This window comes from Streptomyces sp. NBC_01390, from assembly GCF_045040105.1.
Classification (GTDB): Bacteria; Actinomycetota; Actinomycetes; order Streptomycetales; family Streptomycetaceae; genus Streptomyces.
This window is the reverse complement of record NZ_CP109551.1, coordinates 10,244,572-10,265,684: the sequence shown is the minus strand read 5'-3', so window position 1 is coordinate 10,265,684 and position 21,113 is coordinate 10,244,572. Positions and strand designations below refer to the sequence as shown.

Genomic DNA, 21,113 nt, shown 5'->3' with positions numbered 1-21,113 from the left:
CCGGACGGCACGCCTAGGTCTGCGCGGCGGCGCCGAGTGCCTCCAGCACAGGCCGGATCAGCGGGTGTTCCTCCGCTCCCCTGCGGACGGCCGCGAAGACCCTCCGGGTGGGTGCCACCCCGTCGACCGGGCGTACGACCACCCCCGTCAGCTCCATGCCGCGCAGCGCCGAACGCGGCACGAGGGCCACACCGGCGTCGGCGGAGGCGAGGGCCACGACCGCCCGGAAGTCGTCGGAGGAGTGTTCGAGGCGGGGCCGGAAGCCCGCGTTCTCGCAGGCCAGGACGACCACCTCATGACAGGGATTGCCGGGGTAGGGCCCGATCCACGCGTCCTTGGCCAACTCGGCGAGCGGCACCTCGCGGGCGTCGGCGAGGCGGTGGGTGACCGGGACGACCGCGTCGAAGGGCTCGGCGTAGAGCGGGACGTGGGTGAGCCGGGGGTCGTCGGCGGGCGGCGCTCCCCGGTACTCGACGGCCACCGCGACGTCGACCTGCCGGTCGAGCACCATCGGCAGGCTGGCGTCACCCTCGGCGTCCTGGACGCGGACCCGGATGCCGGGGGCGGTCTCCGCGAGGCGGGCCAGGGCGGGGGCGACGACCAGGGCGATGCCGGTCGCGAAGGCGGCGACGGTGACCGTACCGGCATCGCCGGAGTCGTACGCGGCCAACTCGGCCTCCGCCCGCTCCAGTTGGGCGAGGACCAGATTGGTGTGCGCGAGCAGGATCTCGCCGGCCGGGGTCAGCCGTACGCCCTTGGCGCCGCGCTCCACGAGCCGGTGGCCGGTCTCCTGCTCCAGGGCGGCCAGCTGCTGGGAGACGGCGGAGGGGGTGAGGTACAGCGCGGCGGCAGCGGCCGTCACCGTACGGTGGTCGGCCACCGCACGCAGGATGTGGAGCCGCCGCGCTTCGATCATGCAGTCGATTATCCAGCACGTCCGGGGCGGTATGCCCTGAACGGTCCCGGTCCGGTCAGCCCGCCAGCTCCGCCCGGGCGGCGACGAAGGCGTCGACAGCACGGTTCACGTCCTCGGTGGAGTGCCCGGCGGAGAGCTGGACACGGATCCGGGCCTGCCCCTGCGGCACCACCGGGTACGAGAAACCGATCACGTACACGCCCCGCTCCAGCAGCAGCTCCGCCATCCGGCCGGCCTCCGTGGCGTCACCGATCATCACGGGCGCGATGGCGTGGTCACCCGCCAGGATGTCGAAACCCTCCTCGGTCATCCGGCGGCGGAACAGGGCCGTGTTCTCGGCGAGCCGGATCCGCAGGTCGTCCGCCGACTCCAGCAGGTCGAGCACCTTCAGCGAGGCGGCGGCGATCACCGGGGCAAGCGTGTTCGAGAAGAGATACGGCCGGGAGCGCTGCCGCAGAAGCGCGACGATCTCGGCGCGCGCGGCCACATAACCCCCGGACGCACCGCCCAGCGCCTTGCCCAGCGTGCCGGTGACGATGTCCACGCGGTCCATGACGCCGTGCAGCTCAGGGGTGCCCCGGCCGCCGGGGCCGACGAAACCGACGGCGTGCGAGTCGTCGACCATGACCATGGCGTCGTGGCGCTCGGCGAGATCGCAGATCTCGCGCAGCGGGGCCACATAGCCGTCCATGGAGAACACGCCGTCGGTGACGATCAGCTTCCGGCGCGCCCCGCCCTCCGTCGCCTCCTTCAGCTGTCGTTCCAGGTCGGCCATGTCGCGGTTGGCGTACCGGAAGCGGCGGGCCTTGGACAGGCGGATGCCGTCGATGATCGAGGCGTGGTTGAGGGCGTCGGAGATCACCGCGTCCTCGGCGTCGAGGAGGGTCTCGAAGACGCCGCCGTTGGCGTCGAAGCAGGAGGAGTAGAGGATCGTGTCCTCCTGGCCGAGAAACGCCGACAGCCGGGCCTCCAGTTCCTTGTGCACCTCCTGCGTACCGCAGATGAAGCGCACGGAGGCCATGCCGTAGCCCCAGCGGTCGAGGGCCTCGTGGGCGGCGGCGACGACCTCGGGATGGTCGGCGAGGCCGAGGTAGTTGTTGGCGCAGAAGTTGAGCACCTCGCCGGGGCGCCCGCCCGCGGTCACGGAGACGGTCGCGGACTGCGGGCTGCCGATGACCCGCTCGGGCTTGTGCAGACCGGCGGCGCGGATCTCGTCGAGGGTGGCGCGCAGGTCGTCGCGCACGGAGTCGAACATGGCAGAAGCTCCTGAAGGGGTGTGGGAGTTACGTGGTCCAGTCGAGGATGACCTTGCCGCCCCGGCCGCTCGCCGCGTCCGCGAACGCGGCCTCGTGGTCGCGGTGGTCGTACCGGCCGGTGATGACCGGGGAGAGGTCGAGGCCCCCCTCCAGGAGCACCGACATCGCGTACCAGGTCTCGAACATCTCACGGCCGTAGATCCCCTTGATGGTGATCATCGAGGTGACGATCCGGGACCAGTCGACCGGGAACTCCTGGGTCGGCAGGCCCAGCATGGCGATGCGTCCGCCGTGTGTCATGTTGGCGATCATGTCGCGCAGAGCCTCGGGGCGCCCGGACATCTCCAGGCCGATGTCGAAGCCCTCGCGCAGACCGAGGGCGCGCTGACCGTCCGCGACGGTCGCCCCGGAGACGTTCAGTGCCAGGCTCGCGCCGATCTTGCGGGCCAGTTCGAGCCGTTCCTCGCTGATGTCGGTGACGACCACGTTCCGCGCCCCGGCGTGCCGGGCCACCGCTGCCGCCATCAGGCCGATCGGGCCGGCCCCGGTGATCAGGACGTCCTCGCCCACCAGGGGGAAGGACAGGGCGGTGTGCACGGCGTTGCCGAACGGGTCGAAGATCGCCGCCACGTCGAGGTCGACGGGTACCCGGTGCACCCACACGTTGGCGGCGGGCAGCACCACGTACTCGGCGAAGGCCCCGTCCCGCCCGACGCCGAGCCCCACCGTGGCCCGGCACAGATGGCGGCGCCCGGCGAGGCAGTTGCGGCACCGGCCGCACACGAGGTGCCCCTCGCCGCTGACCCGGTCGCCGACCCCGATGTCGGGGACGTCGCGCCCTGTCTCGACGACCTCGCCGACGAACTCGTGCCCCAGCACCAGCGGCGTACGGATCGCCTGCCGCGCCCAGCCGTCCCAGGCTCGGATGTGCAGGTCGGTGCCGCAGATCCCGGTTCTGAGCACCTTGATCAGTACGTCACCGGGGCCGACCGCCGGTTCCGGCACGTCCGCGAGCCACAGCCCGGGCTCCGCCTTCTTCTTGACCAGCGCCTTCAACGCAACGGCTCCTGTGGGTAGGCCCTCGGGGCAGGGCACGCCGAAGGCGCCCGTGGCGGGGAGGGGGGGTGACGTCGACGGCAGGACCGACGAGAACGCGTGTCTGAGAACGCGAGACGAAATCTGCCGTACGGCGGCTCCCGGGTCCATCGAGGTTTTCTTAAGCGCCGCCGCAGCTTTCCTTCACGCGTCCGCACCAGGTCGGGCATCGCCGTGCGGGACGACGTCTGGCATATCCCCATTGGCCGGAAGAGCGACAACAGCCGCGCCTCTGTTGATCCGACCGGAACCATCAGCCGTATCCCCTCGGAGAAACCGTGCGAACCGACAGCTCGGCCGACAACTGAACCGACAGCCGCGCCCCGTCGGGGCCGTAAGGAGTCAGGAACCCGTCATGCCCGCACCGCACTTGGCGCTTCCGCCCAACGACCGGGTCCTGTCGCTGTTCACCGGCTGGACCCGGGCGCACTGGGAAGCGCTCGCAGACCGGCAGCTGGAGGCGCTGGTCCCCTATGCGACGCCGGGTCTCGCGCAGTACCGGCTGCCCGGCCGGAACTCCTCGGCGGGCGTGGTGTCGGACGGACTCGAGGGTTTCGCGCGGTCATTTCTGCTGGCCTCCTTCCGGATCGCGGGAGCGGCGGGCGAGGTGGATTCCCGTCTCGTGGAACGCTACGCGCAGGGTCTGACAACGGGCACGGACCGTGACAGCGGCGAGGCCTGGCCCGAACTCACCGACTGTTCCCAGCCGATGACCGAGGCGGCCTCGATCGCCATCGGGCTGCACGAGAGCCGTCCGTGGATCTGGGACCGGCTCGACGTGGATGTGCAGGAACGAATCGTCGACTGGCTGTGGGGTTTCGTGGGCCGCCGCACCCGGGACGACAGCGGGCGGCTGTGCCAGGTGGTCGCCGAGCAGTTCCTGGCCTCCGTCGGGGCGCCGCACCGCCAGGAGGACATCGACGGCGGCCTCGACCGGATCGACGACTGGTATGTGGGCGGCGGCTGGTACAGCGACGGCGACGGCCGTACGTTCGACTATCACGTGGGCTGGTCGCTGCACCTGTATCCGCTGCTGTGGTGCCGGATGACGGGCGGCGAGGACGGCGGACGCGGCCGGGTCCACCGTCGCCGCCTCGCCCAGTTCCTCGCCTCCTACCCGCACTTCTTCGGGGCGGACGGCGCCCCCGTACACCAGGGCCGCTCCCTGACGTATCGTTTCGCCGCGACCGCTCCCGTCTGGCTGGGCGCTCTGGCGGAGTGCACCCCCCTGGCTCCGGGGCTGACCCGGCGGCTGGCCTCCGGCGCGGTGGCGCACTTCGTGGAGCGCGGGGTGCCCGACGAGCGAGGACTGCTGCCGCTGGGCTGGTACGGCACGTTTCTGCCCGCGACCCAGGCGCACTCGGGGCCCGGGTCGCCGTACTGGTCCAGCATGGCCTTCCTCGGCCTGCTGCTGCCCCCGGAGGACCAGGTGTGGACCGCCAGGGAACGCCCACTACCCGTCGAGGAGTCCGACCAGTTCACGGCGTTGCCGGGACCGGGCTGGCTGCTGCACGGCACCCGGCACGACGGCATCGTGCGCCTCGTCAACCACGGCAGCGACCGCAACCCGATGGAGGGACCCGCCGACGACGATCCGCACTACGCGAAGTTCGGCTACTCGACGGCCTCCGCACCGGAGACGGGCTCGCCGGCCTGGGAGCGCAACGTGGACGGCCATCTGGCGCTTCTCGCCCCCGACGGCACGGCGTCACGCCGGCGCAGAATCCTTCCGCTGCACTGCTCGGGACGGGTCGCCGCCTCCCGGCACGAGGCCGAACTCCCCGGCGTGGAGGGCCGGTTCCGGATCGAGTCGACGAGTGTGCTGCACGGCTCCTGGGAGATCCGCGTGCACCGCGTCCAGGCACCGGCCGACGCGGCGGTCCGCGAGGGCGGGTACGCGGTGGCCGACACCGCCCTGCCCGAGGTCGAGCGGGGTGACGGCTGGGCCCTGACCCGTACCGCCTCCGGACTGACCAGCGTGGTCGTCGCGCTGCACGGCTGGGACGAGGCCACGGGTGTGGCCCGCGAGGTCGACGCGAACGCCTTCGGCCCGCACTCGGCGACACCGTACCTCCAGCGCGCGGCGCAATCCCCGGGCGCGAGCAGGCTGTTCGTGACGCTGGTCGCGCTGACCCGGGACGCCGTGCATCCGCAGGCCCTGCGCGAGGCGGTGTCGTGCGCGGTGACGGAGGAGGGCCGCGCCCTGATCATGTTCCCGGACGGCGAGACGGTCTCCGTGTGACGGAGCAGCCCCTCGGAGAGCCGCCCCTCAGAGAGGGGCCTCCCCCGGAGCGAGCTGCCCGACCAGTTCCGCCGCCATCGCCTTGATGGTTTCCAGCCCCGCTCTCCCCCACGGGCGCGGCCCGAAGTCGGCGACGCACACCGTGCCCAGCGCCATGCCCGCGGTGTCGATGAGCGGCGCGCCCAGATAGGAGCGGATGCCGAACTCGTCGACGACCGGGTTGCCCGCGAACCGCGGATAGTCGCGGACGTCCTCCAGGACGAGCGCCTTGCGCCGGACCACCACGTGCGGGCAGAACCCGTGGTCGCGCGGCAGCCGTCGGCCCACCCGCGGCTTCACCTCGTCGGAGTCGGCGCCGGTGTCCCGACCGGGGCCGGCATCCGCGGGAACATGGAGCCCGGCGAAGAACTGCCGTTCCTCACCGATGAAGTTGACCATCGCGTACGGCGCGCCGACCAGCGCCGCGAGGCGGTCCGCGAAGGCGTCGAGGGCGGGCTCGGGCCGTTCCCCGAAGCCCAGTCCACGCAGTCGCCGGGCGCGGGCCGGGGCCTCGTTGTCCTCGGGGGTCAGCAGCAGACGACCTGCCGGGCGTGGCGGGTCGTAGCTCATGGGCGGGCTCCCTCACTGTGGGCGCTGGGTGCGGGGGCGGGCGCATGGGCGAGCAGGTGCCGTACGAGGGTGAGCAGGGTCTGCACCCCCGAACTGGAGATCCTGGCGTCGCAGCGCACGATCGGGATCTCGGGGTCGAGGTCGATGGCGGCGCGCACCTCCTCGGGGTCGTAGCGGTACGAGCCGTCGAACTCGTTGATCGCGACGATGAAGCCGAGGCCGCGCTGCTCGAAGAAGTCGACGGCCGCGAAGCAGTCCTCCAGGCGCCTGGTGTCGGCGAGGATCACCGCTCCGAGCGCGCCTTCGGAGAGCTCGTCCCACATGAACCAGAACCGCTCCTGTCCGGGCGTTCCGAACAGATAGAGGACGTGTTGCGGGTCCAGGGTGATGCGGCCGAAGTCCATCGCCACGGTGGTCTCGACCTTGTTCTCGATACCTTCGAGACTGTCGGTCGAGGCGCTCACCGTGGTGAGAAGTTCCTCCGTACTGAGCGGCGCGATCTCGCTCACCGCACCGACCAGGGTCGTCTTGCCGACTCCGAACCCTCCGGCCACCAGGATCTTCAAGGCGGTGGGGAAGGGATCAGAGCTGTCGTCGTAGTCCATCGAGCACTGCCTCCAGAAGAGACCGGTCAGTGGGGTTGTGGTAGAACTCGGGCGGTTTGGTGGTGAGTGCGCCGCAGTCGACGAGGTCGGACAGCAGCACCTTGGTGACCACCGCCGGCAACTTCAGCTGGGCGGCCATCTCGGCGACCGAGACGGGCCTGCGGCACAGGTCGAGAGCCTGTGCATGCTCGGGGCCGAGATAGCCGAGAGGTGTCGCTCCGGTGGCCATCACCTGGGACATGAGGTCGAGGGCGGTGCTCGGCCTGGTCCGGCCGTTGCTGACGGTGTAGGGACGCACGAGCCTTCCGGCCGCTTCGTCGAGCCAGGGCCCGTCGCCGGCCGCCGTCACGCTCAAGGCCTCATCGCCGAGGGTTCGGCCGACTGCCGGGGAGCGGTCATCAGATACGGGCGGACGCTCTTGACCAGCATCGCCATCTCGTAGCCGAGGACCGCGGCATCGGCCTCACGGCCTGCCAGTACGGCGAGACAGGTGCCGGAGCCCGCGGTGGTGACGAACAGCAGGGTCGAGTCGAGTTCGACGACGACCTGGCGCACCTCGCCGCCGTCTCCGAAGCGGACGCCCGCGCTGCGTCCGAGGGAGTAGAGACCGGAGGCCAGGGCGGCCATGTGGTCGGCACTGTCCGGGTCGAGTCCGTGCACGGACTTGACGAGTCCGTCGCAGGACAGGAGTACCGCGCTCGTGGTGTGCGGTACGCGCTGGACAAGGCCGCTCATCAGCCAGTCGAGATCGGATACATGGCCGGTCGGCACATCGCTCGCCATGGTGGATCGACTCCTTGGGGTACGAAGGTCTGCGGGAGCGCTGGGGGTGGGGGCAGGGGTGGTGCTGCGGGGGGTGGTCATCCGGCCGGTGCGCTCCCGTCGTGCCGGGCAGTGAGGTCCAGGTCGTGTCCGGGCGCGCGCAGCCGGTGCGCCTCGGGTATCGGGGACGTGTCCGGCGGCGGTACGTCCATGGCGTCCGGCAAAGACGCGACGGCATCGGCGCGGCCCTCGACCGGGCCTGTCGGAGGGATGCCCGGTCCGGTCGGCCGCGCGGAGATCCGCTCCATGAACACCGGCTCCGTCGGCATCGGCTCCGTGGATACGGGCTCCAGCGGCGCCGGTACGGCGGCGGCCGGGTGGGCGGGCTCCCCGTACGTCGGCTCCCCGTACGTCGGCTCCGAGGGTGCCGGTTGCCTGTCGGGCGTTCTGGTGTGCGCCGGCTGCCCGTAGTGCGCCTCGTACTCCCTCTCCATCGCCGCCAGCGCCGGGTCCGTGTAGTCCGAGTCCAGTTGACGTGCCTCGGCGAGCCCGATGCCGCGCTGGAAGGCGGCCATGAGGCCGGGGTCGTGCCCGACGACGTGTTCGCTCTCCGGCCGGGGAGCCGCCGGGCCACCGCGCAGTTGGGGCGCGAGGTGTTCCTGGGCGCGGCGGCGGGGCAGTTGGGGTTTGCCCATGGTGCCGCGCACCGCGCCGGTCCGGGGGGTGGGTGGCGCGCCCACGTTGTCCGCGACGGTCCGCCGGTCGTCGGGGCGGATGCCGGGCATCGCCTCGGCGGGGTTGGGCCGCTCCACGCGGGCCCCCCGGACGGGCAACGGAGCCGGGCCCCGGCCGTCCGGCCCCGGTGCGGTGGGCCGGGGTGCCTCCGGGCGTCGCCGGGTCGAACCGCCGGCCCGTGTGCCGGGGCCGGACGTGGTGGGGCCGGACGTGGTGGGCGCCGGGGGCCGCTCCTCGTGGCCGGCGGCAGACGGGCGCTGCCGGGGCGGCTCGGCCACCCTCCGCATGCTCCCGGTGTCCTGGGTCCGGGCCGGGGTGGGGGCGTTGGGCTGAGGCATCGCCTGAGACCTCGGCTGGGGTACGCCCCCGGTCCTGCCCGGCCCCGTGTCCATGCCCAGCAGCCCCTGGGGTACGACCAGTACGGCCTGCACGCCGCCGTAGATGTTGGTCTGGAGCCGGACGTGGATGCCGTGCCGGCGGGCGAGCTGGGAGACGACGAAGAGGCCGATGCGGCCGTCCTGGAGCAGGCTGGCGACGTTGACCTGGTCGGGGTCGGTGAGCAGCGTGTTCATCTTGTGCTGCTCTTCCACGGGCATGCCGAGGCCGCGGTCCTCGACCTCGATGGCGAGCCCCGAGGTGACGAGGTTGGCGCGCAGCAGCACCTGGGTGTGCGGGGCGGAGAACACAGTGGCGTTCTCGACGAGTTCGGCGAGCAGGTGGATGACGTCGGCGACGGCGTGGCCGCGCAGGGTGCCGTCGATCGGGGGCACGAGCTTGACCCGCGAGTACTGCTCGACCTCGGCGATGGCCGAGCGGAGCACCTCCGTCATGGAGACCGGGTTGCTCCACTGACGGCGCGAGACGGCGCCGCCGAGGACGGCGAGGTTCTCGGCGTGCCGGCGGATACGGGTGGCGAGATGGTCGACGTGGAAGAGGCCCTTGAGCAGGTCGGGGTCCTCGATCTCGTGTTCCAGCTCGTCGAGGATGGAGATCTCACGGTGCACGAGTGACTGAAGGCGCCGGGCGAGGTTGACGAAGACCTCGACCTTCTGTTCGCTGCCCGCCTGGCTGGAGAGCTGCGAGGCCTGGACGACCGCGGTGACGGCGCCGTCGTGGGCGCGGGCGATGTCGTTGCCGAGGAGCTCGAAGTCGTCGGCGTCGGGCGCCGGGGCGCCGCGCGTGGCGCGGGCCGGGGGTGCGTCGCCGCGGCGCAGCGCCTCGACGAGGGCGCGCAGGTCGGTTTCGCTGCGGGCGCTGACGCGGCGCAGGGCGGCGAGGCGTTCGTGCACGGATCCGGCGGCGCGGTCGGCGGCGACCAGGGCGATCACGACGCCCCCGAGGGCCACACCGACCGCCCCGGCGATCACGGCGAACAGGGTGAGGGTGGGCCGCACCTCGGAGGATCGGACGATGAACAGGACGGCCGCGCAGGCGCTGAGGGCGACCGCGAGCGGCGGCAGTACGGCGAGCCGCATGAGCTGGGGCCGTATGTGGGTCTCGGGCAGCGAGGGGACGGTACGGGCGACCGGCCGACCGTGCCGCCCGCCCTCACGGCGGTCTGCGCGGGGGGCCGGTGCTCGGAGGTGAGACATCTTCGTCCTCGTACTGGTGCGTCGGGACCTGGGGATCGCGCGTCTGCGCGACTCGGGCGTGCGCCATCGCGGTGCCGGTCGGGAGCCGAGAAAAACGGCCCTGTGTTGCCCGGCGGCCACTCACAGTAGTCGGGAAGGAATCAGGTGCGGTGGGCAGTTGACAAACTCCTCCGGGAGGCGGCCCGCTCTGCTATGAGGCTTCGCACGGCAGACCGATAAGCTTTTCGGACGCGCGTTCCCCCACCCCGCCGAATCGATCGGGCCTGGTCAGAACCGGTCACGAACAGACGGCGAGGGCCGGGGAGTCAGATGCTCCCCGGCCCTCGCCGTTCGTACGCTTGTGCGTCTGCCGTGCGTTCTCTCCCGTGGGCGTCAGCCCGCCGAAACGGCCTTGGGCTCTCCGCTGCCGTCGGCAGTACCCCCCTGGATTTCACCGGGCGTGTCGATCCGCACCTCGTCCACATCAGCCGTACGAGTGACATCCGCCGCCCGAGGGACTTCGGCTGCCCCGCCCGCGTCGACCGCCGGCCACCCGCCCACCGGGAGCACCGCCACTTCCCGCCACCAGGGAGCCGAGGGGACGGCCTCGGCGGCGGGCTCGCCGGGGTGCGGCAGCGCGATCCGCGCGTTCGCGTCGCGGGCCGCCGCGATCGTGCCCTCGCCGGGGTCGGACCACGCGTGCGCCGCCAGGTTGAAGGTGCCCCAGTGGATCGGCAGCATCAGACCGGCGGCCGCCCCGCCCTGGAGATCGAGGTGGGCGCGCATGCCCTCCTCGGGGGTCATGTGGATGTCGGGCAACATGACGCCCTATCAGGCGTGACAACTTCGGCCACGCACGAGTCGGCACCTGGTCGCTGACGAGGCCCTAGATTGAGGCTCGGGAGGATCAGCTCGCGCAGTTGGCGACGGCGCCCCAGCGAAGAAGCTCCGTACCGCCAGCGCCGTCGAGGACCGCAACCGCGTACCGGGCGTAGGCCCACTCCGGCCGGGCGCGGGATTCGGTGAGCACTGACTCGCAGGCCACTTCTGCGGCGGTCTGCCCCCATTCAGCCCGCGTACTTGGGTTCCACTCGGGCTTGGTCGCCCACACATACATCACGCCTTCGTGTGGAGCGAAGCCGATGCTGGTGTTCTCGTCGCTGATGTAGCGGGCGTCATGAAGCAGCCGGGAATTGCCGTTCCACTCCATGAAGAGATTGTTGACTGCCTCGGTTGCCACTCGGATCTCGGCCTTGTCGACGCTCGGGATCTGTGCTGCCGCCAGGCCGGCTTCGGTGGGATGCCAGTTAGGGTCCTGTCCCTGGTCCGTGGTGTTGCGTTCAATGGCCTGCGTAGCGCATCCGGTGTTGGCGCGGAAGTCGTCCTCCCACACGATCGTTGGTGCCGTTCCGGTCGTGTTGTCCACCAGGGCGTACTCGTCGTAGGGAAGCTCCTCATAGATGTCCGCCATCATGCGCAGGGTGAGACATGCGTTGCTCGCCGCTCCTTGGATGACGCGTGACTCGATATGCGGGCCGCTGATGGCGATGTAGATCTCTCTCCTCGACTGGGCGTAGCTCACCTTGTACTGGCCGCTGTAGTTGTATTCCTCACCTACTCCCAGGCTGACATCGTGCCCGAGTGCGGCCTCGGTCTCGATCTCTGCCTCTCCCTTGGCGCGACGGGCCGCACGCCATGTGGTGATGGTCGCCTCGTCGGCGTCTGCGGGTGGTGATGACAGACCTTCCGGTGTCTGGGGACCTGCCACCGCTGAAACGGGAGGCGAGGTATCGGCGATCGTGGTGGAGGACGCACCGACGTGGGGACGGGAGGTTGGCGACGTTGCCTCTGTCCTGCCGGGCTGAAGGGCCAGCACTCCGCCTGCCAGGCCACCGATGACGACGCTCGCGACTACGGCGATGCCCGCGAGGCGTCTGCTTGAGCGGGCGGGATGGCGCCAGGTCGGGTCGTTCGCGGCAGGGACATCCCACTCGGCCGCAACGAGATCACCGACCAGTGTCGGTTCCCCACCGGCCGGGATGACCTGAGTGGCCTGAGCCGAGAGAAGAACGGCGCATTCCTCGGCAGCGTCCCTCGCGGTGGTTCGGCTACCCGGCTCCTTGGCTAGGGCGGTCTTCACAATTTCGTGGAGTTCGCCGGGAAGTCCGCGGAGTTCAGGCTCCAGGGACATGACACGGTAGGCAACCACGTCAGGGGCTCCCACACCGAAAGGCACACGGCCGGTCGCCGCGTAGGCAACGAGTGCACCCCAGGCGAACATGTCGCCCTCGGGGCCCGTGGTACCGACGCGGTAGCCCTCAGGGCTGATCCAGCCGGGGGTGCCGGTCATGATGCCGGTACGGGTCACGGAGGTGCCGTCGGTGGCATGAGCGATGCCGAAGTCCAGGACGCGGGGGCCGGCCGGAGTAAGGATGACGTTCTGCGGCTTGACGTCCCGGTGGACGACACCAGCAGCATGCACGGCCGCGAGAGCCGCGGCGGTGCCAGCGGCGAAGGCATACAAGGTGATTCCAGCCAGCGGACCGTACGTGGCAAGGTGCCGATCGAGAGTGAGCCCTGGGGCGTAGGCGGTGGCCAACCACGGCAAGTCAGCCTCGGCATCGGCCGCGAGTAGGGGTATGAGGCACGGCCCCTGCACGCGGGCGGACAACTGAACTTCGCGGCGGAAGCGGGCCCGGAACTCTGGGTCTTCGGCCTGCGCGGGATGGACGACCTTGACCGCCACCCGCAGGCCGGCGGCGTCGAGACCGGCATGCACGGTGCCCATGCCGCCCGAACCGAGACGGCCGATGATCCGGTAGGGACCGACCCGCTTGGGATCACCAGAGCGGGCGGGCAGCACCCGGCCACCGGAGCGAGCACTGCTCACAGGCTTCCATTCTCCTTGAGCTACGGAACGTGCCATGGCCGGGCGCACGCCGGAAGGATACGTCCGTGCCTGGAAGCTGGATGCTAGCCGTGCGTCGGCGCAACGAGCACTGCCCTCTCAGACACCCTCGGGCGCATCAGTCACAGAACTACGCAGTTCCGCTGGGTGAGTTACCGCTGGTGGCCGAGCTTGTCGTCGTTGTGGCGGTTGCGCTCTGCTGTTGCTGCACGCCTTGGGCCTGCTGTCCCGCGCTGCCACCTGAGGCCGGTGGCGACGTGCCCGTCGAGGAGGGTAAGTTGGCGGCGGAAGCAGAGTTACGGGTCTTCCACGCGGCCCACAGCCCCAGGATGACGGCCAGGGCCCCCGCGAGAAGGGCCAACTCCTCAAGCATCTTCTTCACCCAGCCGTACAGATCCGCAAACCAGGCGAACGGCCCCTCATCCTTAGGTGCCGCCTTCACTTTCGCCTGCACGATGATCGGTGGCTTTTCGTACAGGACGGTTTCCGTGTCCTCGTAGTACGAGGTCACGGTGAGAGCAAAGCGTGCCGTTCCGGCCTTCTTCGGGGTCACTTCCCAAACCCACGCGGTTGCCTCCTTGAAACGGCGATCACCCGTCACCAGCTGACGCTTCGAAGAAATAGGAGTGCACGTGGCAGCTCCAGAGCAGTGGAGGGCTACCTTAACCTGGCCACCCACAGCCACCTTTGCACTCGCCCGGCCCTTCTGCACTGCATTCCAGCGACCAGAAATCTGAGCATGGAAATAAACTGGCTTTTCGACCGCGAGATGAAGCGTCGCGGGTTTTGTGTAGTCGAGGCGACCGGTGAACAGCTGCTGTCGAGCACGGTTGAGCTCTTCGATGAAGTCCCCTTCGCCCCTGCCTTGCCAGTCCGGTTCACATGATGCTCCAGCGGTGCACTGTCCTTCCCCGGCTGTCATGATCGATAGCACGCTGCCAAGACTGGCAGCCATGAGACCCCCCAAGACAGCCGCGATGAGATTCCTCGAGACCCCGCCACGAAGTCTGGATATAGCGGAGGTCCACCCGAACCTCGCCCTAGATTCGCTTCCTGCCGGTCTGGGATCGCGCTCACCGTTTTTGCTGGGTTGATACACGTGGCCCCTCCGTGAAATTCGCACCGACCCGGCAGGCGACAGGGGTTCGCGTGTGCGGCAACTACTCTACCGGCGTCACGCACGGTGCGGAATCTGATGTTGAAGCTGCCGAGCAGGTGTCCATCGGACTGACTACCGCGCCGGGCGGTGTAGGAACTACCGGACGGACCAAGCCTGTTGCGCAGTTACACCCATTTGAATCCGGTGGAGGGCATCTGGTCTCTGTTACGGCGCGGCCTGCTGGCCAACACCGCCTTCACCGACGACGAGCACCTCGAACGCACTCTCCGCCGGGGCCTGCGCCATATCCAGCTCCGGCCCGACCTCATCGACGGCTGCCTCGGCGGCACCGGACTCACCTCATCCAGCACCCGACAACAATCCGACGAGCTCAGTAGGCCCTCTGCAGAACCGACGGGCGGCCAGGGAATCTTCGCTCTGCCGGTTTGACGGCTCCTGGCGAGCAGGACAGGCACGGCTTCCAAGATCATGGAGTTCACTGCGCCCCGTGACCTGCCTGGAAGACCGTTCCTGCCAGCGCATCATCGCTGATCCCATCTGCCCTTGAACAGCTCCGCAAGCGGCTCCAGGTTGCGCCAGGAGGGTGCAGGGTCTGCTGGAACGGCTGGCCGAGGTGCCAGATCCTCGCGATCCGCGCGGGGTTCGACACGCCCCGGCCGTCTTGCTCGCGCCAGCCGCGGGTGCGGTGTTGGCCGGGGCAACCTCACTGCTCGCGGTCAGCGAGTGGATCACGGCCGCACCACCGCAGGTGCTAGAACAACTCGGCTCGCAGATCTGGATCAGGCCGTGAGCGTGGCGTCGTTCGCCGGGCGAACTGGGCTTTCAGCGGTAGGCACTGACGCCCGACAGGTACACGGCGAAGACCGAGACGACAGCACTGCCGCCGACAAGGACTGATGCCGGCGGGCTGGTTCCGGCTCGCCGGGCGATGAAAGCGGCGGCGCTGCCGATGTGGAGGGCGACGGACACGGCGAGCAACAGCGCGATCACGTGAGGGGTGGACATGTGGGGCGCCTCCTTGACAGCGAGGGATTGATGATGAAGCGGCTGATGTGGAGGTTGCCTGTCCGGCGACGTGTCCTGCTGCTTTCCGCCACCGGATTGGACGTTCGGCCGTGCCATCGGGGAGAAGTTGCCTACGATCCCGGTGTCCGGTCATGTCCGTTCCGGACAGTACAAGGCACTGGAGTGGCTAGTAGTGGGAAGCAGTTCGACCATTCTTGACGACTTACGTCGCGTCGGGATGTTCAAACGAGATCGGCTGAGCGGAAGGCCGTCCGACAACGTCTTGTCCAAAGTGCCGGTTCCGGATGTCTCCCGTGACACGGTCGGGGCGTGGCTGCGCGGGCGCCGGTTACCTCAGCGCCTGGATCCTCTGCTGGCCATCGTGGGGCGCATTCGGGTCGAGGCCGCTGGCCGCGGCGTGCTGCATGAGCGGGTGGATGGTTCTTCGGGCGAAACAGCCGAGGAACTGCTGGACGAGGCCCGGTGGCGGACTCTGTGGGAGGCCGAGCAGCACAGTCGTGTCCGGGTTGTCAGGGGCGGCGTCGAGCGGCGTCAGGCCCTCAGAGCGCTGGAAGACGAGGAACGGCGGGCGCGGCAGGCTGTGTTGGCCGACCGCCCCCGTCCGGTGCGTTCGTGGTCCCAGCAACGGCTCGGTGTGCATCCCTCCATCCCCGGGCGGGGAGTTGCTGCGACGGGGTTCGTCCTGCCCACCTTCGTGCCACGGCCCCATGACGCGCGGTTCCGCGAGACGGTGTCCGCGGCTTGTGCCGAAGGGGCCTCCCCCCGGTTCGTGGTCGTGTGCGGCGCATCGTGCACCGGGAAGTCCCGCACCGCCTGCGAGGCCTTGGCCGCTGTCCCCGACGACTTCGACCTGATCTTCCCCGCCGACGCCGAGGGGCTCCTGGCCGCTCTGGCCGCCGACGCGCTCGGTCCCCGCACGGTGCTGTGGCTCAACGAGGCCCACCGCTACTTCGACACCCCCGTCGGCAACGCCGTTGCGGCCGCGCTCCTGCGCCGCCTCGACGGGAACGGCCCGTTCCTCGTGATCGCCACGCTGTGGCCCGATCAGATGGATGCCCTCACCACCCGACGCCTGGGCCCGGAACAGGACAACCCCCACCGCAGCGCGAGGGACCTGTTCCGGCAGGCCCGCCGCATCGACCTGCCCCGGTCGTTCGCCGACGACCTCGACGCCGTCCGGCGCGCGGCCACCCAGGACGCGTCGTTGGCCACAGCTCTGGAAATCGGCGGGGAGAACCTCACCCAGGTCCTCGCCGCGGGACCGGACCTCGTGCGCCATTACGAGCAACCGGCAGGCGAGCACGGCATCTACGGCAGCGCGCTGCTCGCCGTGGCCATGGACGCTCATCGTCTGGGCCTGCCCCTTCTCCCGCTGTCCTTCCTTGAGGCCGCCGCCCCCGGCTACCTGACCGACCAGCAGCGCAGCGAGGCCGGTCCCGACTGGTTCACCGGTGCGCTCACGTATGTCCGAACCCTCATCAAAGACACCACCCGCCCTCTGCAGGAAGTACCGCGCCCCTCCGGCATGGGCGCCCTGCCTGGTGTGCTGCGTCTGGCCGACTACCTCCAGCAGCACGGCCGCCAGACCCGATGGGCGCGCTGCCCGCCGCCCTCCTTCTGGGAGGCCGCCTCCGTCCATCTCACCAACGGCGCCGATCTCACCCGGCTCGCCGACGAGGCGCAGGCTCGAGGCCGCTTCCGGTACGCGTCGCTGCTCTACGGCGCCGCTGTCAGGATGGGCAGTCTGGAAGCGCGAGTGGTGCTGGCAAGGACAAGGGAGTACGCGGGCGACCGGGAAGGCGCGCTGCGGGTCGTCCGCCCCGCGGCCGAGCAGGGGTACACAGGTGCCATGGTTCTGCTCGCGTTCCTGCACAACCGGGCCGGGGACCGGCCAACTGCCCTCGGGATCGCTCATGCCGCCGCCAGAAGCGGTGCCCCTTACGCGAGCCTGGCACTCGGACTCCTTCGGCAGGGAGGAACGGTGCAGCGCCCATGGGAGATGATGCCGTCACCGCCTTGGGACCCGGAGTCCTGGTACGAGCGTGAGCTGCGCCCCCTCATCCAGTCCCTGACAGGACAAGCGTTGTTCGCTGGCAGGTATCGCAAACTTGACCAGGCGAAGCACCTCGCCTACGACGCCGCCAAAGCCGGTGCCCCGTACGCCCTGGCCCGGATCGCCCTCCTGCTGAAATGGCGGGGAGACGAGCAGGGCGCAGCCCGGTTGTACCGGCTCGCCGTCGACGCCGGGCACCTCGGCGCTCTGGGAGGGCTGGCCCGGATCCACAACGAATCCCCGGATGCGTACATGCGCCTCGGACTCGAAACGGACGGCTCCCTCGCCACCCCCTGGACCTGGGACGACCCGGACTCACCCCCAGCCGACCACACCCCCGGCCCAAACTGAAGAAGGGCACAAGCCTGATCCCAGCCGCCCCTGCGCCGCGCGCGACCTGCTCATCCGCGCACGACAGTACCCGCTGGCCGGATCGTCTTGGGCTTGCGGGAGCCACCTCGGCCGTCGACGAGCGCGGCAATCAGTTCAGCGGACTCGGGCTACTGATCTTCACTCAGGTAACAGATGCCCTCACCCTCCGGCGGGGTGCCGGTCTCCTTGCCGAGCGAGTGGCGCTGGCTGACGGCGGTCCGCCAGCTGTAGCGCTCGTCCCACACCAGGGCAGGTGTGCCGGCTCCAGTCAGCAGCACAGCACCAGCGGGCACGTCGCCCTCCAAACGCTGCACCCGGACGTCCTGCTCTCAGTAGCTGTTGTCGTTCCGATCTTGAGGGGTGTGAGTCGAACGGGAGTCTCGATCGGGTGGTTGGCGCCGGCTGCGGGCATGAAGGCAGGGCCTCTTGGTAGCTCGGGGTTGCGAAGCCAACCGAGATCCAGGAGACCCTGTTGCCGCAGTTGTACGTGCACACGCCGGTGGAGTTCAACTCGGCTGCACCGACGTGTGATTGTGTCGCCCACCGGTTCGGAAACGCAGCCGATCACCCGGAACGTGTTCGGCGGTATCCCTCGGACATGACGGACGCGGAGTGGACCGTGGCCCGGCCGCTGCTGCCCGTGCCGGGCTGGCTGCGCGGCCGGGGCGGACAGCCGGAGGCGTACTGCCACCGGGCAATACTCGACGCGATCCGCTACCTGGTCGACAACGGCATCAAGTGGCGGGCCATGCCCGCCGACTTCCCGCCGTGGGACCGGGTCTACGCGTTCTTCCGCCGCTGGCGCGACCACTGGCTGGTCAAGGAGTTCCACGACCGGCTGCGCGCAAGGATCCGCGAAAGGGACGGGCGCGACACGGAGCCGACGGCTGGCGTGATCGACTCGCAGTCCGTCAAGGCGGACGCCGTCGTCGGTGCGGACAGCCGCGGCTTCGACGGCGGAAAGCTGGTCAACGGGCGCAAGCGGCACGTCGTGGTCGACACGCTCGGCCTGCTGCTGGGCGTGATGGTCACCGCCGCGGACACCGGCGACCGCGCCGCCGCCCAGGTCCTGCTGCGGCAGGTCGCCGACGCCCACCACCGGCTGGAGCTGGTCTGGGCCGACGGCGGCTACACCGGCAGCCTCGTCGAGCGCTGCCTCACCGTGCTCGCCCTGGTCCTCGCGATCGTCAGACGCAGCGACGACATGCGCGGCTTCGTGGTCCTGCCCAAACGGTGGATCGTCGAGCGCCTCTTCGCCCACCTGATGCGCACCCGCCGCCTGGCACGCGACTACGAACGCCGCACCACCAGCGCCGAAGCGATGATCTACTGGTCGATGACCCTGCTCATGACCCGCCGCCTCGCCCGGCCACACCCGCAGCGAGCGTGAACCGTCCCGGCTGCCCCTCGGCCAGCCAGCCCCGCGCGACCAGTCGCTTCGCCTTCGACCGCAGCGCCTCCACCTTGGCCGGCACCACGTCAAGACCGAACAACACGGCCAACTCCTGGCAGGTCAGCGGACCTTGACGGAGCCGGTCCCGGTCCGCGAGCGCGGTGAGGATGCGCTGATAGTCCACCGACAGCACCGACCAGGCCAGCCCCTCACGCCACATCGGAACCTGCGACTTCCTCTTCGCTGCCTCCGGCACCTGCGGCGTCTTTCCGGTCTGCTCCCCGGCGGCTGGCGCGGTCCCCTCGGCCCGGGCGGGGTCCTGCCCGCTCTCGTCCACGGGGGCCAGCACCTCGCCGACCCGCGAGCAGGCGATGGCCCACTCCCTCCATTCCCGCTCGGCCACGGCCAACTCGGCCTGGACACGGTCGGCTTCCTCCCGCAGCTCGTCAACACGACGGCGAGCACCCAGCTCACGCTGTTCCAACAGCCCAACCACCGACGGCATCCACGACCTCCCGGGCAGCGACAACACGACAGGCCACAACTCCCACGGGATCGCCGACCCTACGCCTGACCAGCGGAAACGCAGTCCTCAAGTCCGGAAAGACAACAGCTTCTCAGTCAGCCCAGCGCCGACCAGGACTTCGGTGATGCGCTGCAGGTACGGCTGGACCTGCCAGGCGCGCAACTCGGTGGAGGCGCTGCCCAGAGCCGTGCACTGCACCGCGTCGGATATCCGAGCCTGGCAGCGGCGTCCTCGGGAGACAGGTCCGGTTCGCCCTGCAGCAGGTCGGCGATGCGCTCTCCCCGTAGCCGCGGCAGTGCACGCGCGGCCGCGGCATGGGACAAGCCGACATGCTCCTGAACGGCTCCGATCGTCAGAGCCAGGTCGTTGTCGAGCAGGTCGCCGACCCGGGTCACAGACGCTACGCGCCAATCACCTTCACTCGAACCAGCACCCCTCTACGCCCCACGGGCGGCAGCGGCCGGTACTCCAACGCCCGCTCCTGTTCCTCCCGACGCACGAGCCCGTCGATGGCTCGAAACGCCTGATTCCGCTCAGCCACCGACAAGGCGACAAGAGCTTCCGTCACACGCCGCAGCTCGTCCACGCTCAGACCTCGCCCACCAGATCAAGGTCCTCACGAACCGTCTTCGCAGCGATCTCAGGTACAGGCCACTCGTGATCCGGCACGTACCCCACACCCCGCCACCACGCCTCGACAGGAAGCACCCCGGCCGGCTCGAACGGCTGACCCGGAACAGGAAGAGCAACCGCCTGCCCCACCCCATCAGCAGCAGCCTTCGTCCACTCACCCGGCTCAGCCCACGGATGACCCGACAGATTGAAAGTCCCCCAATGGATCGGCAGCAACACCCCACCCACATCGCCCTGCTGCAGATCAAGATGCGACCGAACCCCGTCGACAGGACTCATGTGAATGTCCGGCCACGCCCCCGGCAACGGCATAGAATCCGTGTGGTTCTTGGGCCACAAGCCGTACTCGGCGCATGGAGTTCAAATACGGCGCCCGTAACGGGGGTACCGGTTGATCCACAAGTCTTGAGTGTTGCTCTCCGGTTGGCCACAAGGCACTCAGACATCTGCCCGCCCACTTGGTAGCGGCGGGCAGATTAGTCAGCGGCTCAGCCCGACCGTACTGACGCCCCATAAGCGTCACTCTGGCGAAACACTGTCACCGCTGCGACGGGTGCCGGCCATACCTGGATGAGGTACCACTCGGTGACCTCATCGGGCGCAAGGTCGACTGCGGTGTCCCGGCCGCGGGCGTGAATGCGCAGCCGGTAGTCCCCGGAGCCGGTGAAGGACAGGACGGGGAGTTCCTCGTCCAGGTCGGCCATCAGGCTGCGGACCATGAGATCGCCCGACGCGGAGTGCGCCGAGATCTCCACGATCTCCTGCCAGTCCCTGCTGTCCGGCGCGGGTTCGGCCTCGAAGAGCGTGACAAGGACATCCACGTCGCCGGTGTGGATGCCGGTCAGGACGATGGCGACGCCGTCGGTAACCTGCACAAGTCCGTTGTGCTTGTAGCTCAAGTCGGGGCCGGTCGGCCCGTCCTCGTCGCTGATGTTGAACTGGTGATACTGGACCGGGACAGGTCCGCTGGCCCGTTCGACCTCATCGCTCATCTCGCAGTCCTCGGCCTGACGGTGTGTCCTTACTTGATCCACACCAGGAACCGGTCTCTTTCGATGATGCGGTTGTACACGTAGAAACGGCCCAGTGCCTGGCCGCCATTCCTGTTCTGCACCGCGTCGATCATGCGCCGACTGTAGCTACCGCCGGTGTTGGCACCCTGCCAGATCGAGGCGAAGGGGTACTCGTCGCCCTCGCGGGTGACCACGCACGTGTCGCGTTGTTCGGCGAGCGCTGCGATGTCCGCGCATGTCAGGTGTTCGCCACTGATCGCGATCATCCGAGCGCCATG

Annotated in this window: 19 protein-coding genes and 3 pseudogenes; 5 read left to right on the top strand and 17 right to left on the bottom strand. The window is 69.6% G+C overall.

Annotated elements, in window-relative coordinates:
- Positions 1 to 13: 13 nt before the first annotated feature.
- From OG241_RS45930 to tdh, 3 genes are read right to left on the bottom strand one after another with little or no spacing between them, the layout of a single operon-like run.
- Complete coding sequence (locus OG241_RS45930) at positions 14 to 916, bottom strand: LysR family transcriptional regulator (protein ID WP_405824555.1); 903 nt, start codon at positions 914 to 916, stop codon at positions 14 to 16.
- A gap of 55 nt (positions 917 to 971) precedes the next feature.
- Positions 972 to 2,171 carry a glycine C-acetyltransferase gene (locus OG241_RS45925; RefSeq protein ID WP_405824553.1) on the bottom strand — a complete coding sequence of 400 codons (1,200 nt, stop codon included), beginning with the start codon at positions 2,169 to 2,171 and terminating at the stop codon, positions 972 to 974.
- Between the two features lie 28 nt (positions 2,172 to 2,199).
- Positions 2,200 to 3,228, bottom strand: a complete 1,029-nt coding sequence (tdh, locus tag OG241_RS45920; protein ID WP_405824551.1) for an L-threonine 3-dehydrogenase — start codon at positions 3,226 to 3,228, stop codon at positions 2,200 to 2,202.
- Between the two features lie 394 nt (positions 3,229 to 3,622).
- Between tdh and OG241_RS45915 the strand changes: the two genes are divergently transcribed.
- Positions 3,623 to 5,509, top strand: coding sequence for a DUF2264 domain-containing protein (locus OG241_RS45915; RefSeq protein WP_405824549.1), 1,887 nt, complete (start codon positions 3,623 to 3,625; stop codon positions 5,507 to 5,509).
- A gap of 27 nt (positions 5,510 to 5,536) precedes the next feature.
- Here the strand turns inward: OG241_RS45915 and OG241_RS45910 are convergent, their stop codons facing one another.
- The 8 genes and pseudogenes from OG241_RS45910 to OG241_RS45875 all read right to left on the bottom strand — a co-directional run bounded on the left by OG241_RS45910 (position 5,537) and on the right by OG241_RS45875 (position 13,654).
- The gene (locus tag OG241_RS45910; protein WP_405824547.1) at positions 5,537 to 6,118 is read right to left on the bottom strand and encodes a GAF domain-containing protein; all 582 of its coding nucleotides are present in this window, start codon (positions 6,116 to 6,118) and stop codon (positions 5,537 to 5,539) included.
- Complete coding sequence (locus OG241_RS45905; RefSeq protein WP_319091171.1) at positions 6,115 to 6,723, bottom strand: ATP/GTP-binding protein; 609 nt, start codon at positions 6,721 to 6,723, stop codon at positions 6,115 to 6,117. The genes OG241_RS45910 and OG241_RS45905 overlap by 4 nt, the downstream gene beginning before the upstream one ends.
- Positions 6,701 to 7,072 carry a DUF742 domain-containing protein gene (locus tag OG241_RS45900; RefSeq protein ID WP_405824545.1) on the bottom strand — a complete coding sequence of 124 codons (372 nt, stop codon included), beginning with the start codon at positions 7,070 to 7,072 and terminating at the stop codon, positions 6,701 to 6,703. The genes OG241_RS45905 and OG241_RS45900 overlap by 23 nt, the downstream gene beginning before the upstream one ends.
- 2 nt (positions 7,073 to 7,074) lie before the next feature.
- Positions 7,075 to 7,506 (bottom strand): roadblock/LC7 domain-containing protein, encoded by a 432-nt coding sequence (locus tag OG241_RS45895; RefSeq protein WP_105969869.1) that lies wholly within the window; start codon positions 7,504 to 7,506, stop codon positions 7,075 to 7,077.
- Positions 7,507 to 7,583: 77 nt separating this feature from the next.
- Positions 7,584 to 9,812, bottom strand: coding sequence for an ATP-binding protein (locus OG241_RS45890; RefSeq protein ID WP_405824542.1), 2,229 nt, complete (start codon positions 9,810 to 9,812; stop codon positions 7,584 to 7,586).
- A 372-nt stretch (positions 9,813 to 10,184) separates the two neighbouring features.
- Positions 10,185 to 10,607, bottom strand: a pseudogene (locus OG241_RS45885) (MBL fold metallo-hydrolase); the annotation flags it as partial.
- Positions 10,608 to 10,698: 91 nt separating this feature from the next.
- Entirely contained in the window at positions 10,699 to 12,681 is a 1,983-nt protein-coding gene (locus tag OG241_RS45880) for a protein kinase domain-containing protein (protein ID WP_405824540.1), read from the bottom strand.
- Positions 12,682 to 12,829: 148 nt separating this feature from the next.
- Entirely contained in the window at positions 12,830 to 13,654 is an 825-nt protein-coding gene (locus OG241_RS45875) for a hypothetical protein (RefSeq protein WP_405824538.1), read from the bottom strand.
- A 339-nt stretch (positions 13,655 to 13,993) separates the two neighbouring features.
- On the opposite strand from OG241_RS45875, the pseudogene OG241_RS45870 reads away from it, so the two are divergent.
- Together OG241_RS45870 and OG241_RS45865 are read left to right on the top strand one after the other, a co-directional pair.
- Positions 13,994 to 14,248, top strand: a pseudogene (locus OG241_RS45870) (hypothetical protein); the annotation flags it as partial.
- A gap of 154 nt (positions 14,249 to 14,402) precedes the next feature.
- The gene (locus tag OG241_RS45865) at positions 14,403 to 14,609 is read left to right on the top strand and encodes a transposase family protein (protein ID WP_405824536.1); all 207 of its coding nucleotides are present in this window, start codon (positions 14,403 to 14,405) and stop codon (positions 14,607 to 14,609) included.
- A gap of 32 nt (positions 14,610 to 14,641) precedes the next feature.
- On the opposite strand, the gene OG241_RS45860 is transcribed toward OG241_RS45865, so the two are convergent.
- Entirely contained in the window at positions 14,642 to 14,824 is a 183-nt protein-coding gene (locus OG241_RS45860) for a hypothetical protein (RefSeq protein ID WP_405824534.1), read from the bottom strand.
- Between the two features lie 382 nt (positions 14,825 to 15,206).
- On the opposite strand from OG241_RS45860, the gene OG241_RS45855 reads away from it, so the two are divergent.
- On the top strand, positions 15,207 to 17,249 hold the full coding sequence (locus OG241_RS45855; RefSeq protein ID WP_405824532.1) for a sel1 repeat family protein: 2,043 nt from the start codon (positions 15,207 to 15,209) through the stop codon (positions 17,247 to 17,249).
- A gap of 149 nt (positions 17,250 to 17,398) precedes the next feature.
- Here OG241_RS45855 and OG241_RS45850 read toward each other — a convergent pair whose 3' ends face one another.
- Positions 17,399 to 17,563: a hypothetical protein gene (locus tag OG241_RS45850; protein ID WP_405824530.1), complete on the bottom strand. Its 165-nt coding sequence runs from the start codon at positions 17,561 to 17,563 to the stop codon at positions 17,399 to 17,401.
- A 305-nt stretch (positions 17,564 to 17,868) separates the two neighbouring features.
- On the opposite strand from OG241_RS45850, the gene OG241_RS45845 reads away from it, so the two are divergent.
- Positions 17,869 to 18,660 (top strand): IS5 family transposase, encoded by a 792-nt coding sequence (locus OG241_RS45845; protein ID WP_405812650.1) that lies wholly within the window; start codon positions 17,869 to 17,871, stop codon positions 18,658 to 18,660.
- Here the strand turns inward: OG241_RS45845 and OG241_RS45840 are convergent.
- The 4 genes and pseudogenes from OG241_RS45840 to OG241_RS45825 all read right to left on the bottom strand — a co-directional run bounded on the left by OG241_RS45840 (position 18,617) and on the right by OG241_RS45825 (position 21,101).
- Positions 18,617 to 19,168, bottom strand: coding sequence for a hypothetical protein (locus OG241_RS45840; RefSeq protein ID WP_405812652.1), 552 nt, complete (start codon positions 19,166 to 19,168; stop codon positions 18,617 to 18,619). The genes OG241_RS45845 and OG241_RS45840 overlap by 44 nt on opposite strands.
- A gap of 609 nt (positions 19,169 to 19,777) precedes the next feature.
- A pseudogene (locus OG241_RS45835) lies at positions 19,778 to 20,158 on the bottom strand (MBL fold metallo-hydrolase); the annotation flags it as partial.
- A 152-nt stretch (positions 20,159 to 20,310) separates the two neighbouring features.
- Positions 20,311 to 20,814: a hypothetical protein gene (locus tag OG241_RS45830; RefSeq protein ID WP_405824528.1), complete on the bottom strand. Its 504-nt coding sequence runs from the start codon at positions 20,812 to 20,814 to the stop codon at positions 20,311 to 20,313.
- A 29-nt stretch (positions 20,815 to 20,843) separates the two neighbouring features.
- Positions 20,844 to 21,101: a NucA/NucB deoxyribonuclease domain-containing protein gene (locus tag OG241_RS45825; protein WP_405824526.1), complete on the bottom strand. Its 258-nt coding sequence runs from the start codon at positions 21,099 to 21,101 to the stop codon at positions 20,844 to 20,846.
- Positions 21,102 to 21,113: the final 12 nt, after the last annotated feature.

Excerpts from the sequence above, each read along its gene's own strand:
- OG241_RS45930 (WP_405824555.1), bottom strand. The coding sequence starts at position 916 with ATGATCGAAGCGCGGCGGCTCCACATCCTGCGTGCGGTGGCCGACCAC.
- OG241_RS45925 (WP_405824553.1), bottom strand. The coding sequence starts at position 2,171 with ATGTTCGACTCCGTGCGCGACGACCTGCGCGCCACCCTCGACGAGATC.
- OG241_RS45915 (WP_405824549.1), top strand. The coding sequence starts at position 3,623 with ATGCCCGCACCGCACTTGGCGCTTCCGCCCAACGACCGGGTCCTGTCG.
- OG241_RS45910 (WP_405824547.1), bottom strand. The coding sequence starts at position 6,118 with ATGAGCTACGACCCGCCACGCCCGGCAGGTCGTCTGCTGCTGACCCCC.
- OG241_RS45905 (WP_319091171.1), bottom strand. The coding sequence starts at position 6,723 with ATGGACTACGACGACAGCTCTGATCCCTTCCCCACCGCCTTGAAGATC.
- OG241_RS45895 (WP_105969869.1), bottom strand. The coding sequence starts at position 7,506 with ATGGCGAGCGATGTGCCGACCGGCCATGTATCCGATCTCGACTGGCTG.
- OG241_RS45890 (WP_405824542.1), bottom strand. The coding sequence starts at position 9,812 with ATGTCTCACCTCCGAGCACCGGCCCCCCGCGCAGACCGCCGTGAGGGC.
- OG241_RS45875 (WP_405824538.1), bottom strand. The coding sequence starts at position 13,654 with ATGGCTGCCAGTCTTGGCAGCGTGCTATCGATCATGACAGCCGGGGAA.
- OG241_RS45860 (WP_405824534.1), bottom strand. The coding sequence starts at position 14,824 with ATGTCCACCCCTCACGTGATCGCGCTGTTGCTCGCCGTGTCCGTCGCC.
- OG241_RS45845 (WP_405812650.1), top strand. The coding sequence starts at position 17,869 with ATGACGGACGCGGAGTGGACCGTGGCCCGGCCGCTGCTGCCCGTGCCG.
- OG241_RS45840 (WP_405812652.1), bottom strand. The coding sequence starts at position 19,168 with ATGCCGTCGGTGGTTGGGCTGTTGGAACAGCGTGAGCTGGGTGCTCGC.
- OG241_RS45830 (WP_405824528.1), bottom strand. The coding sequence starts at position 20,814 with ATGAGCGATGAGGTCGAACGGGCCAGCGGACCTGTCCCGGTCCAGTAT.
- OG241_RS45825 (WP_405824526.1), bottom strand. The coding sequence starts at position 21,101 with ATGATCGCGATCAGTGGCGAACACCTGACATGCGCGGACATCGCAGCG.